This is a genomic window from Akkermansia muciniphila (assembly GCF_900184965.1).
Taxonomy (GTDB): domain Bacteria; phylum Verrucomicrobiota; class Verrucomicrobiia; order Verrucomicrobiales; family Akkermansiaceae; genus Akkermansia; species Akkermansia muciniphila_A.
This window is the reverse complement of the sequence record NZ_FXYA01000198.1, coordinates 146,990-160,646: the sequence shown is the minus strand read 5'-3', so window position 1 is coordinate 160,646 and position 13,657 is coordinate 146,990. Positions and strand designations below refer to the sequence as shown.

11 protein-coding genes and 1 tRNA gene are annotated in these 13,657 nt (G+C 46.6%); 7 read left to right on the top strand and 5 right to left on the bottom strand.

What is annotated here, in order from left to right; translation table 11 throughout:
- Positions 1 to 307: 307 nt before the first annotated feature.
- The 3 genes from CI070_RS07105 to CI070_RS07095 form a co-directional block, all read right to left on the bottom strand.
- Positions 308 to 2,377: a DUF262 and DUF1524 domain-containing protein gene (locus CI070_RS07105; protein WP_094136057.1), complete on the bottom strand. Its 2,070-nt coding sequence runs from the start codon at positions 2,375 to 2,377 to the stop codon at positions 308 to 310.
- Positions 2,378 to 2,452: 75 nt separating this feature from the next.
- The gene (locus CI070_RS07100; RefSeq protein ID WP_094136056.1) at positions 2,453 to 4,075 is read right to left on the bottom strand and encodes a serine/threonine protein kinase; all 1,623 of its coding nucleotides are present in this window, start codon (positions 4,073 to 4,075) and stop codon (positions 2,453 to 2,455) included.
- Positions 4,076 to 4,118: 43 nt separating this feature from the next.
- Entirely contained in the window at positions 4,119 to 4,535 is a 417-nt protein-coding gene (locus CI070_RS07095; RefSeq protein WP_094136055.1) for a hypothetical protein, read from the bottom strand.
- Positions 4,536 to 4,945: 410 nt separating this feature from the next.
- Here CI070_RS07095 and CI070_RS13945 point away from each other — a divergent pair, with 410 nt between their 5' ends.
- From CI070_RS13945 to CI070_RS07065, 7 genes are all read left to right on the top strand, one after another.
- Positions 4,946 to 5,185 (top strand): hypothetical protein, encoded by a 240-nt coding sequence (locus CI070_RS13945; protein ID WP_143247128.1) that lies wholly within the window; start codon positions 4,946 to 4,948, stop codon positions 5,183 to 5,185.
- A gap of 278 nt (positions 5,186 to 5,463) precedes the next feature.
- Positions 5,464 to 6,087 carry an ankyrin repeat domain-containing protein gene (locus tag CI070_RS13110; protein WP_143245571.1) on the top strand — a complete coding sequence of 208 codons (624 nt, stop codon included), beginning with the start codon at positions 5,464 to 5,466 and terminating at the stop codon, positions 6,085 to 6,087.
- 46 nt (positions 6,088 to 6,133) lie between these two features.
- Complete coding sequence (locus CI070_RS07080; protein WP_094136052.1) at positions 6,134 to 8,134, top strand: hypothetical protein; 2,001 nt, start codon at positions 6,134 to 6,136, stop codon at positions 8,132 to 8,134.
- A gap of 39 nt (positions 8,135 to 8,173) precedes the next feature.
- The gene (locus tag CI070_RS13105) at positions 8,174 to 9,313 is read left to right on the top strand and encodes a DUF4339 domain-containing protein (RefSeq protein WP_143245570.1); all 1,140 of its coding nucleotides are present in this window, start codon (positions 8,174 to 8,176) and stop codon (positions 9,311 to 9,313) included.
- Positions 9,211 to 10,701 (top strand): GYF domain-containing protein, encoded by a 1,491-nt coding sequence (locus CI070_RS07075; protein WP_143245569.1) that lies wholly within the window; start codon positions 9,211 to 9,213, stop codon positions 10,699 to 10,701. Before CI070_RS13105 ends, CI070_RS07075 begins: the two co-directional genes overlap by 103 nt.
- 268 nt (positions 10,702 to 10,969) lie before the next feature.
- A complete protein-coding gene (locus CI070_RS13940; RefSeq protein ID WP_094136050.1) occupies positions 10,970 to 11,296 on the top strand; it encodes a hypothetical protein in 327 nt (108 codons plus the stop codon).
- 268 nt (positions 11,297 to 11,564) lie between these two features.
- Complete coding sequence (locus CI070_RS07065; protein WP_094136049.1) at positions 11,565 to 11,885, top strand: helix-turn-helix domain-containing protein; 321 nt, start codon at positions 11,565 to 11,567, stop codon at positions 11,883 to 11,885.
- Between the two features lie 44 nt (positions 11,886 to 11,929).
- On the opposite strand, the gene CI070_RS07060 is transcribed toward CI070_RS07065, so the two are convergent.
- The gene (locus tag CI070_RS07060; RefSeq protein ID WP_094136048.1) at positions 11,930 to 13,276 is read right to left on the bottom strand and encodes a tyrosine-type recombinase/integrase; all 1,347 of its coding nucleotides are present in this window, start codon (positions 13,274 to 13,276) and stop codon (positions 11,930 to 11,932) included.
- Between the two features lie 295 nt (positions 13,277 to 13,571).
- Positions 13,572 to 13,657: transfer RNA gene (locus CI070_RS07055), tRNA-Leu, on the bottom strand.

Sequence of the window (13,657 nt, the reverse complement as noted above, 5' to 3'; positions counted from 1 at the left end):
GGGGGCTTGTTATCGTAGGAGAAATCAATCCTGTGACAGTTATGGAAATAGCTGTTTAGAAGGGAGCTGCATCTATTCTGATGCCAATTTCATGTCGGAGGCAACTATTTGAGAAAAGAAAATTTGATCAACAGGAAGATAGAAAATGAGGAGCCTGGCATAGCCGCCTTAATGCTGGATGTTATTCTTACCAGCACAGGTATGCATGGAGTTCTGTCCAGAGATGATTCTAAGAATCATTTTTGTGTACGATAAGGAAGCGAATTTGCTAAAGTCTTTGACGATAATATTGATTGGTGAATCTACTCTATTCTTCTATTTGTCGATTACAGGCTTGTTGAATAAGCTCCATAATGGGTTCAAGGTGGGAAGAATCTTTCATCATTATTTCTACTTCTCCATTGCCCCAGCGGCCCAGTCCTTTGACATTTCGGCAAATCCCCTCCGAGTCAATTATTTCATTGAACGGAATATTGAGTGAAAGCCTCAGAGATCGTTTTTGGGGAACTATATCGACAAAATTTGTTTGTACTTTATACGCAATATAAAGCTTGAGAAAAACTTCCCGAACAGAAGGATCGAGATTAAGAATTCTCTTTCGTAAAATATGAAACAGTTCCAGCATGGCAGGGCTCCAGTCATAGGTTTCCATGCTATAAATCGAAGGTGCCGGTGCTGATTTTTTCTTATAGGTATCAACAACTTCCTGAGGAAGCACTGGCCGCATCCAGATTTGACAGGCTTTCCGTGCCAGGGCTTGTGCCCGTTCCTCAATTTGTTCCGTACCCCATTTGTCTGCTTGACGAGGATACTCATTAAGACGAAGGGGGGAATCATTGAATCCGCCGGGGATCGTTTTCTTTTCACTGAAAGAGCGATTACTCAATTCGGAGTTATATGCTGTCAGCGTCAGATTACCCAGATTATGAAGGTATTTCTCATGTACATCCTGCCACCGTTCTCCTAACATGGATTGCCATTCCGAGGAAAGATTGGCGCTCTGGGGCATGATGTGTTCAATCGTATAGTCCCTGATGCTGATGCGTTCTTTTCTGTCCTTGTTTTCAAGCATGGACAACAGGTAATTACGTCTCGGGAAATTGTAGACATCCTTCGACAGCAATGCGTCCATGAATTCCCTGTCGGTAGGAAAGCGTTTATAATTATCCGCCGAAATCAGAGCCGCATCCAGGCTCTCCATATACTTCGCAGGATTGATTTGGCGATACAACAACATGAACGTTTTATTCAGGCTGTTTGTAGGGATTCCGCATACGGCGCGTCGAAAGACATAACTTTCCACCCGGCATACGATAGCGAGAAATTCATCAGCAGATATGATTTGGTGAACATAATCCCGATAGACGGGAAGCAGAAAAGGATAACAGACATCCACTTTCAATTGGGATAAACGCATGAAAGCTTCATTTAGATTTTTATCCGCCTCCTTATGAAGGGTCATCTTACTGTAATAAGATGAAAATTCGAAAATATCCGCTACAATCTCCTCAATGCTTTGCCCACAGGTATCGACAAAATGCTTGAATGCCTCGTACACTCCATCCTTGCGAGGAATTTCTGTTTGCTTGATGGTCAGGTAATCGCGCATGAAGCTGTTGAACAGTAATTCATATTCGTTGCCATAGCTTTGTTCCATCGGAAACCAATACTTCTGATATAGTCTGGTTTGTTGCTCAACTGGCAGTCTCATCAGGACATAATTACGAATAAGATCCGTCTGGGACAAAGCCAACCCCGTACTGTTCATGCTCTCAAAAATCAACTGAGGATCATCTTTATCCCGTTCAAGAGCGACATCCACAACGAACAACCTCATCATTCCATCATAGATATCCGTGACGTTTTCCCGTGTTATTTTCCCACAGAAAAATTCATAATTTTCTACGATTCTGCCAGGGACATGTTCTGGCAGCGGAGTTCCATCCATCAAGGAACAAAAGGCGGTTCTGTCTCCCTGGGTCAGTAGCAACTTGAAGCGTTTTTCCCCTGTTTCTTCATTGTTAAGAAGGTAGTAATTCCTTAATTTCGTAGGAGTCGTGTCGATTTTTAAATCGGAATGCTTCTCCAAAAATTCAGCTACGGCAAGAACCAGCAATGAAACCGTTGTCAAACGTTGCTGTCCATCAATGACAAGTAATTCCGGTACATCGCAAATAGTCGTAATGCTATGTTGAAAATGAACGACAGAGCCGATAAAGTGACCATTGACGGAATCATCCTTGCTGATTCTCAAGATATCCTGAAGCAGTTGCTGGCATTGTGCAATGGACCAGCAGTAGGTTCTCTGGTAAATAGGGATAACAAACTGCCTGGGGCCTTTTAAAAGCGACAAGAGATTTTCGGCATTGGCCTTCATGGAGAGCAGTCTTGCATAAAAATGAATCTTGCTCAAGAATACTCGTTGAATGAAGATTGGAAGCTTCCTGTCTTTTTACCTCGTTAATTTGAAAGATCCATTATTTTGAACCGGAGAACCCAAATTCGTCTTATCTGAAATGGCGGGATTGCGGGGAGTGCCGTTCGGATAGGAGATTTTGTAAATGCCGACTTTCTGTGCCTTTTTCTCCAAAGCGTGGGTGATGTTGCTGGAAGCGGCGTTGATGCGGAGACGGCTTTCACTGAGATAGGAAGGATTGTGGAGGGGATGGGGGAATATCCTTGGCAGGAGCTGCGGGGATGACGGCGGGAGAACATCGTCGGAACAGGAACCGGGATGATTCTGCTTCCAGCTCCGGAACCATGCGGGTGAAGTCAGATGTTTATATTGCTGGGCAAGTCCTTTTCCCTTGATGGCATACACGCGTTCCGCCGCGAGCAGGGTCATGTTGTCAAACTGTTGCTGCTTGCGCCATGCCTGTCTGATTTGTTCCAGCTCTTCAGCATTTCTGGCGGCGTTGATAGTTTCCAGCATTTTCCGGACGGAAGTTTCCTTCTTGTTGACCAGATTGAGGAACATGCGGCTATAATAATCATGAAATTCCCGGGATTCCTGGTTGAATGCCGCGATTTCCGGATTTTGAAGTAGTTCTTCGACAAGAAGATCTTCAGGACTTTTCCTGATTTCTTGCGTCAAAACGCCTGTCTCATAAAGTCCCCAGGTAAGCGCTCCCCCTGTGACGAGCATCACGACCGCTACCGTCAGAATTCTGCTCCAGAGCTTCCGTATTCGATTGCGATGGAGGGCATGATTCATCCCGGTCAGCCACGCTTCTGGAGAAAGAGACCGTTCCTCCCTCTTCAAGGAGAGGTTTTGAACAAGAAGACAGCTTACGCATCTCAGGGATTTCTCTTTTTGGGCCAGTGATACCAATAACTCTCCCGCATGTGCTTCACCGACCTTTCCGGACATGGTGTTCCAGGGATAGGAGGTCATCAGTTCATAAAAGCACGCTGCCAGGGAGTATTGATCCGCCCGGATGTCGGGTGCGGCGTCTTCCGTGAACAATTCCGGAGCCGAGTATGCGGAATGAGCCAGGATATTGACTGTGCCATGAGGAGGGCGCAGAGAAGCGGTGCCGAAATCGGCCAGAACGGGCTGGCCTTCCCCGGTAAAGAGGATATTGCCCGGCTTGATATCCAGATGGACGATGTGATGTTGATTCAGACAATAGAGGGCCGAAACCAGAGTCTGAAGCCATGAGATGATGGTGCGTGGAGGAATGCGTTTGCCTGAGTGGATGACCTCCCGCAGGGTTCCGCCCTCAAGAAGAGGCATCACATAAAAACAGGTGGTGGGCGAAAGGCTGAATACCCTGTGTATCTTGATGATGGAGGGGTGCTCCAGAGAAGCGATCAAGCGGGCTTCTCTGATGAACTGGTCAACAGAATCGGTAAAGGTATGAGCTACTTCTTCGTTCAGCGGAACCAGAAGGTGAGTCTCTGAATCTCTGCGACAAAGCCCCTGGGGATAATGTTCCTTGAGGACGACCTTTCTGTCCAGAGCCTTGTCGTGAGCCAGATACGCGATGCCGTTGGCCCCGTGGCCGCGGACGCGCTCAATGGCGTAAGGACCAATTTTTTGACCGGGAGGAAGGAAAACGGGGGCTTCATGCATGGCGGATGAATGATTCGATCATGCCCTGGCAGTACGGAGAAAATCAATCCCTGTCTTCCGAAAATTCCTCGCGTTCGATTTCATCGACCAAGGAAGGAGAGGAGGGAGTCCCTTCGCGAACAATCTCATTGATTTTTGTCGCCAGAAAATCGGTCAGAGTCATCTTGCTGTCGAGCGCCTTGCGCTCCAGAGCCGCCTGGACATCCGGCGGCAGTTGAAGGATCACGCGGGACTCCGTTTCCACCTTCACGGACGGAAGAGTCACGGGCATCTCCGTCATCAGGGAACGGATGATGTGTTCCTTGACCTCCGGAATCTTTTTCTTGGCCATCCAGTTGTAGACGGTCACTTCACTAACGAAGCATTGCTCAGCCAACCACTTGTAGTCCAGCCCACGGGCCTTGAGCCAACGCTTGACGTCGGCTTTCAATTCCATCTGCGGTTTGGAATCTGAACTCATATTCGTGATACTAGCTTTTCCGCTATTGCGCGTCAATTCCCAAGAGGTGAATGCCGGGAAAACTATCGTCAGAAGAAGGTGGATAAGTGATAACAAGGTTTTCTGAATAATATCTATTCTTCCATAATAGCTATAATACTATTTGACAAAATGGGGTATATAGATATAAAAAATATCTGTATGGCGAATATGCAATGCGATATCACAGAGCTAATCGAGAAGCTAAGCGATGAAGCCAGATTGTATCTTCTGAAACGAATGGCCTCCCGTAACCTTTCCCTCCGGCAAGTTCTCCTGGAGCTTGTCATCGGGATAAGCAGAGAGGCTGCGTCCGGCTCGAAAGAACAAGAAACCGCATGTTCCGCCTGTTTCATTCCTCATTTAACCTCTCACCCAAAAGCCCTCCACCAATGAAAACATTTTGCGTCTCCCTCATGGCTTTGATAGCCGCTTTCCTCTGTGTCCCGGCAGCCCATGCAAGTCTGTCATCCCCGGATGCTTCCCCGTCTGCCAACGACTACACCTCATGCCGACAAAGAGATGGAGTCAAAGTTTGCCCCGCCTGCAACGGCAGCGGCAAGTTCGGAAATATCACCTGCGTCAACTGCGGCGGCAAGGGCATTGTCCGCCAAGATGGGCAGAGGCTGTAAATTTTTTATCTATAGAACAAGTAAATGAAAGTCAACAGTATCTTGCTTATATGCATGTCTTTTTTAAGTTTTGGACTGTTATCGAGTTGTACTCCTAGAAAAATTGGAGGAGGAGGGAAAATACAGCCTTATAATCCGAAGACAGGAAGATATGAGCTTGGTTGTATATCATCTAATAATTATGGAATAAAATTGATTATATTAATTTTATTTATAGTTATTTTATTGAATAAGATATATTTTTTACGAGAAAAGGAATTGAAATAATTTATATTGATATGTATAAATATTGGAATATATTTTCTGCTGCCGCCAATGGGAGATGTGATATTATAAAAAGATTCCTTGAACAAGGATGTGATGTGAACTCCAAGGATTCAAAACATCATCCTGTACTCTATCATGCTATCATTCATAATCAAAATACTGTTTTTGATTTATTGCGAAAATATGGAGCTCCTAAAGATTCTGCAGATTTTAAATTACTCATAAATACTGCGTTATTATATCGTAATTTAAATTTTCTAGAATCATTGATTTCGGAGGTAAAAAATCCGTTGGATTGCTTTGGCTCTCGATACCATTTATATGATGTTTTTAGAATTTCTCTGTATGATTCGTTTTATTATGATGTATGTAGTGTTATATTGAAATATACTACTTCTATGGAAAAAGAAGATGATTTTATGATTTTCTTATTAAAAGAACTTTATGCACGATATGGGTTTTCTGGGAAAAAATCAAAATCAATACTATGGGAATATGTTAAGTTGTCAGTAGAGAAAGGTGGAAATGCGAATGTTTCCTATCGTAAATTATTTAAATTACATACATTTATGAGATGTGCCAGAAAACAGAAAAGAAAATCTATGGAATTATTCTTTCGGGAATATTCCAAATAGAATTTCAGAAAATTAAAAAACAGCTTATGTAGTAATTGTTGTTGCCATGATGAGGCATGTTTTCTTTTATATTATTAGTCTGGAACTACTTTTTTCTTTTATCTGCAAAGGCGCCGGTATCGTCGCCTGGAAGGATCAAGCTTTCCATGAGGACTCCATGGCCAAAATAGCAACGTACAGCAGGAGAAAGCTGAGTGGAAACAAAGGGATATTCAACGTAAAGGGAAAAGATATTTACCTGCCTGAGAATCTCTATTGGTACATTGATATTCCCAATGGCCTTCCTTCAGAACTCTCTGATTCGGTTCAATATGAGATGCTCCTCAAGCAGAAATATGAGATGGGCGTTTTTCGGAAACGCTTTCCGAAGTCTTCAGCTATTCTCGATCCATGGCTGAAGCGATTGCAGGAATACCAGGACAACTATGATTCCGGAAAGCGTTTTGTCAATGGCGTCTGGATGGAAAAATTAACCTATGAGCAACAGCAGGCCGCACAGAGGGAGAAGAGGAACCAACGATGCTTGCAAGAAGAACAGAAGAGAAAAGAGGCAGATAAAAATACTGTTGGGACGGATTCCAGGTCTGCCGGAAGAGAAGAAAAACCCCGGATACCGTACGCAGACGGTTCCTTGAAGGAAATAAGCGGAGGGAGTGTCGAGGGGGCCAGGACAGTCGTCAAAAGATTGGAGCAGAGTAAAAAGTCCTTGGATCCCGCAGGGCGGAATCAGGCGGAGCAGGTCATTCAATCCATCAAACGGCTTTTTACCGCGCAGTCCGCTTACAAAAAGGCCTTGCAGCAGCAAGCTGGAGCCAAGGCCAAAGCGGAACAATATGAACGCCAGGCGGAGAATAACATGAGGCCGAATCCATTGACGGGAGAGCCTAACTCCTATATGGCCAATCGTGCCCGTAAGCAGGCAAGAGAGATTATCCTGAACGCGGAACATGCTCTTATTAGTGGAAAGAGGGAACTTCTCCAGGCGTTGAAGCAAAGCGATACTCTGGCCTGCACCTTGTATAAGACCATTCCTCAGGACGCGGAGAGTCTGGCTCTTGCCGTTGCGGCGATAGCCGAGTCCTATCATGGGGAGATAGATTTCAGAAGCCGGTTTGAGGAAGTCAGGGATAAAGAGGACAGACGGCAGGAAGAAATTTCCCGTGAACAGGAAGAAAGGGAACAACAGTTAGCTCGTGAGAAGGAAGAAGAAAGGCTTCGGAAAGAAAGAGAGCAAGAAGAGCGGTGCTTTAGGGAAAAGCGGGAAGAAATCGCTCGTCAAAGAGAAGAACGAGCTCAACAGATTGCACGGCGTAGTCAAGAGGAAGAACGAAAAGCCGCAGAAGAGAACATGGAAGCGGTAAAAGCGTCTTCCACACCATCTCAGCCAACGACCCCAATCCAGCTTGCGATACCGGCCAATCCTCCCGTCAAGTACATGAGCGATACCGACACCAACAGGATGATATATTGCACCTTGGGTTCTCCTGACCCACGAGCCTTGGAGGGAATTGACGAGAAGTACAGGAACGTCATTCAGACGTCCACGGACCCTGTAGAGATCTCAAGGGCTGTCGAGGAAGCTTACGCCGACAAGGGAACCATTGACCCGGCCATGCGTCAGTACCTGACCAACATGGCCCTCTACCGTGCTCTTTCGAATAAAACAGGACAGGGAACAGCCTATCACCCCAGTTTGTCCAGAGCCTTTCCTTCGTTACCTACTGTCATGGAAATGGGAGATGAGGCATGGGCGGAAGAGGTTGATAAAATGATAGGCGCTTCACAAGAAACCTATGACCCTAATTTGTCTCTGGCATGCAGGCAACGAGCCAGGGACATTATCGAAGCGAGAAGCCGCATTATGGGTGGTTCCATGGATCGCCCGGAAGATATTTATCGGAGACTTGGCATTTCAGAAGATACGGATCCTGTTTCAGAGGACACGAATTCCAGCCCGCTTTCCGGGATGGCTCTCCCGTTGATTTTTCTGGGGCTCCTGATTGTCTTTCCTTTAGGAGTTTTTTGCAGGTTGCGCAGAAAATTGTAACAGCATCACGGATATCAGAACTCAATTTTCAAATCAAAGATGAAAAAATATTTTATTTGCGACGATTCCGGGAATCTGCAAGGCCCCTATTCCGAGCATGTGCTTCAAGTTCTCCATGAAGAAGGCTCCATACGGTCTGATACCCGTATTCGTGAAACTCAGTCTTCTGAATGGGGCTCATATTCAGACATTGCGGCAAAAGTTTTGGAGGGCAATCCCCGGAAGGAGGCTGATGAATCCTCCTATCTGATTGCGCTGCCGGATGGAGAAACTGAAGGCCCTTACACCAAAGAACAAATGAAAGCCCTGTATCGCAACGGCCGCTTGGCCGGATCTCTTCTTTGCTGCAAGATGGGCGCATCCTCATGGGAAGCGCTTGAAACGTTAATCGGGAAAAATGTTCAACAGACTGCTTCTCCTGAAATCACAGGAGGAAGGAGGGAAGGCTCCCGTTCTTCTTGCTCAAGCGAAGATGACGAGAATTCTCATTTAATGCTGGAAATTCCTCCTGTGCCCAAGACATCGCCTCCATTAGAAGAAACCGCTTCATACGGCAATCCTCCGTTGCAGGATGAAAGAAGTACTCCCTCTGGGCAGAGGTATGACATGAGAGCGTTCTGGACAATGACCATACTGTATCTTTTGTCCCCGTTGCTGATTATAGTGGCATCAGCAACCTATGCAGGTAATGCCCGGGTTAGCCTAACGGTTATAGGTATAGGAATATTATTCTTTTTGTATACTCAGATTGCATTGCTGATCAATACATGGAGGGCGTGGAAATGCATACAGCCCATTGCCCGGTATGGTCGTCGCGTCCCCTCAGCGGGGCAGGCTGTGGGGCTGTTGTTCGTTCCTGTATTTAATTTATACTGGATGTATGTCTGCTTTGTCGGATTAGCCGACAACGCCTCCTGGCTTGCCCGGGCCTCCCGGCAAACCAGCCTCCGGCTGAAAGCATGGCCGATGTTTGCCTTCGTGCTGCTTTCACAACTCACCTTTGGAGGCAGTATCATTACTGGAGCCCTCCCTGAATTTAGAGCATTTTCTGATCTTTTTTCCTGGCTTTGGATCCCATGGCCGATCGCGGTGTTCTGGTACACGGAAAGAATTATTCAGTCATTTCCACGTCCTCAAGAAAGGAAAAAGAAATATTCACAACAAGAAGAGGCAAGATGAAATCTTATTTGATCAAACTGCCGGACGGAACTCAAATGGGGCCGTTTCCATGGGAGAAGATAGATAAACTGTATGCTTCCCGAAGAATCAGCGGAGATGATCTGGTATGGACGGAAGGAATGCCGGCATGGCTTCCTCTTCGCGAAGTTCAAAAAAAGAAGGACGACCCGCATTCACAACAGGCGGGTACATCAGACGCTTCCAGACCGGGGAAGGAGGATGCGTCTTATTTTCTTTCATCGGGCGGAGAAAGCCGCAAGGGACCCTATACATTCAAGGAAATAAGCAACTGGTACGCGACCGGACAGCTTTCTCCTGAGGCGTTCCTGTGGAAAGAGGGAATGGCCGAGTGGGTAAGAGTGGGGGAATTTATCAGCGTCTATCAGGAGGAAAGCTCCTTCTGGGTGGGGGTTTTTGGAATGCTATCATCTCTGACCGGCCTTTCTCCCATAGAAAGATTCAGTTTGAAAAGCATATTCAAAGGGGTATTCCGCCGCAGGACGGCGCAGGAAAGGATAGATTTTTTTACGTCAGGCGGGTCGAAATCTACCCCGGCGCTGGAAGAAATATCTACGGATTGGCCTTCGCCATGGCTCTTCACCCGCATTCTCGCGCTTTCCCTGTTGATGTGCATCGGGTGGGCACTCATGCTTGAGGCATTTAATAACGCTCCTGTAGTTTCTGGTGCCGCTATTTTGGGTCTGTTGTTTTTCATAAGTTTTGCTGTGCCCTTTTCCATTCTTGTCCTGTTTGCGGAATTTAATGTCAGAAGGAACATCTCGTGGTATTCGATTATCGTCCTGGTGCTAGGTGGAGGGATTTTGTCTTTGATTGTTACAATGATTTTGCACGAGCTTTCCGGTAATCCCAGGGCCGCTTACTGGGCTGGTCCCATTGAAGAAGTCGCAAAACTTGTTGTTGCCGTTTTCTTTGCCCGAAAATTCTTTCTGAATGGGCAAATTTTAAACGGCATGTTGTGTGGTGCCGCTGTAGGCGCCGGTTTCGCTGGTTTTGAAACAGCGGGTTATATCGTGGATTCTATCGGCCCAGGTTCGGATCCATTGGGTATAGCGGTAATGAGAGGAATTCCTGCTCCCTTTGGTCATGTTTCCTGGTCGGCAATCATGGCCGGGGCATTCTGGCTTGCGATGAAGAAACAACGGCAGAACAACATTCCCTCCATTCTTCAACCCTCTTTTTGGCGAATTGCCGTTATCCCGATAGGGCTTCACATGTTTTGGAACAGTCCTTTGTTGGATAAGTCGGAATTATTGCATTATGCAAAATGGGGGATATGTGCCGTCATCTGCTGGAGTATGGTCTTTTTACTCCTCAATGCAGGATTAATCCAGGTCAGGCAAGCCAGGGAACATAAAATAGACCTTTAGTATCATGTGCCGATATACTGTGTCCTCGTTATGCGCCGGTGCTGTTTTTGCCAACAGGCCGGGAATGCTGTATTCCTGTAGCGAGGATATTCTTCAAGTGTGGCAATTGAGCAACAGTTATTATCCATCTTTCAAGTTCCTTCCCCAAAAGAGGGCAATGGCTGGTCAAGCTCATCATTCACGGCAGGGGCTGTCTCTGATAACCCTTTTCACGCCATGCCGTATGTTCCTGCCAGGGGAACGCATGTCACCAACAAGGAAAACAACAATGAAAAACAGACCATCCATTACTAAAGAGGAGGATCATAAAAACAAGGAAGTGCCGGACATTTGTCTCGGAGAAACTGCCGCACACTATCATGATGAACTTATCAGGTGCATCGAGCAGGAGTGCGGCCCATCAATTCCCCATGTTCATGATAAGCCCGTCCTTTCGAGAAGGAATAAGGCGCTTGCCTTCTTTCTTTTGTTCATCCTCTTAATGACCGGCGCCATTGTCTGGCATTGCTTTGCAAACCGGGCAGATCGGGATATCTATGAATATCGGCATGTTCCTGAAAATGATCTTATGCGGTCACAGATAGCAATTTCATAGATCCGTAAGAAAAACAGAAATAATGAATACTAGCCCGGCAATGACTGAAGAGGTTGATCTCCTATCATGAAAGACAACACCATTTAATAACGCTGGCCTTCCAGTACCAAGATTGCTGTGTTAAAAGAAAACAAAGAGTTGACGGGTTTTTGTCATCTTTACCCGTGAGTGGGTGGGGAAAAGAGGTGAGGGAGCAGAGGGTGCAAATAATAAGAAATGCCATATTTTCTTATCCTACCTGCATCTTTGTCCTAAAATAAAATCGAATATGAAAATCATAGAAGGTACTTTCGTCTCTGCTGAGGACGTCATTACAGAGCTAAGGGGCATTCGGGAATGTCTGGAGGTTCTTCTTGCCCGGCAGGCTGTTGAATCCGGTTCTGTCGTCTGGGCAAGCCAGGCAACTCTTGCCAAGCGTTACGATACGAGTAAATCGACCATTTGCAGATTACTGGCAGAAGCCGTGAGTTCAGGTCATGTCAGGATGATTCGTCCGCATGGCGGAGTGCAGAAGTATCATGTTGCCGAATTTGACGCTTTCATGGCGTCTATTTTTCTTCCCTCCCACAAACAAACTAAAAATAAGTGAGAAGAGAAGAAGATATCCCAGGACTTATGAATCAGTAGGAAGTGTTATGCATTCCGGTCAGCGTAGAAATCTTCTTCGGGAACGATGTTCCAAAAACGCTCCGCCATCTCTTGATCCACCCCAGACAGATTCATGTAACGGTGCATGATCTGGGTAGAGCTGGAGTGTCCCATTTCCAATTGAAGCCGGGGAATGTCTCGATGAGTAAGGACATGGTAGCTGGCGAAGGTGTGGCGCAAAGCGTCATTGGGCCATCGTTTCCCATTGGCATCCCATCCCGCTCTATAACGAAGCCCTGCCCATCGGACGGGCCACTGGGGCGGACATATGGAGTTATCCTCCTGACGAGGAGCTATGCGCAACCAAGCCTCTAATGCCGCACATATACTTACTTGACGTGTCCCTCCCGTTTTTGAGGCCATACTGCGTACTTTGATGACTTTTGACGGAGTGTCCAAAAAGATGTCATTCCAAGTCAGCCGGGTTACTTCCTGCGGGCGAATTCCGGCAAACGTCATGATCGCGAGCGGAGCCAGGCAACAGGTCAAATCCAATCTTGCTCCTTCTACGGTTTTCTTTCTCGTTTTGGGCTGAGCCTTCTCTTCCGGCAATGGTGGGCGGCACGCCATAAACAAGGCCTGTATTTCTTCCGGAATCAAGGGATGGATTTCATGCTCCTGAATGGAAATAATGTCAAGGGCTTGAGCCGGATTGTCACGGCACCATTTCCTCTTGATACCAAAGTTGAAGATACTGCTGAGGATTTTCCGTGCATCATTCTTCTGCTTATCAGGTTTGAAGGTTTGGGAGATCATCTGTCGGCAATCTTCCGTCGTGAGCTGAGAGAGCAATGTCACAGCGAAATCCGGGCAGCATTTGCCGATGCGTCCGGTTATGTAGCGGATCTGTGCAAGTGTACTTTCCCGACGCTTCTGAACGTCTTGTTTCACTTCCAGCAGCCTTGATACTGCGTCACAAAAAGGGATGGATTTGCTGTCTCTCTTTTCCTGCTCCAGCCCCATCCGGACAAGCCGTCCGATTTCCGAAACTTCCTGCACCAGTTCCAGCACCGGGGCAATTCCTTTCACAAAACCGAAAACATCCACGCCATAAGGCTCCAGAATGTCCTGCGCCTCCCGGAACAACTGAGCCTCTGCCGCAGAAACCTGGAATACGCTGCTTCCTTCCGCATTCCTTCTCGTTCGCAACTGAGCGGCAAAAGCGTTTCCTTCCCGTTGTGTCGTAAAATAACGATTCTGCCTCTTGCCTGTTTCCGACAACTCCGCCGGTATGGAAACACGGTAGACCGCTTTCCTGTTTTGAGCCTTGCGTTGTTCATCAAGAACGCATCGTATGACGGAAGGTTTGGGCATTGCCTCTTTGTAGCACATTTCCACGACAGGGTCATGCCTTGAATTCCGTCACTCCCGGAAGAAGTCTTCAAAAACGGAAAAATGACGGGGGTCATGTAAAATGTCTCCTCAAAAATGCTCCTGTAACATTCAAGGTTGTACATGCGACTGTAAATGTGGCTTTGGAAGAGCGATTTCGGCTACCAATGGCTACCAAACGTGTTCCGAATTTTGCGAATTCGTGCCTGATTTTGATAATGGCTATAAATTGGAGACCTTGCAATCCGGGTAAAGGAAAACCTCTTAATTCTTTCGAATTAAGAGGTTTATCAATTGGTGCTCGGGAGGGGACTCGAACCCCTACGGTTTATCACCACTAGATCCTTAGTCTAGCGCGTCTACCAATTCCGCCACCTGAGC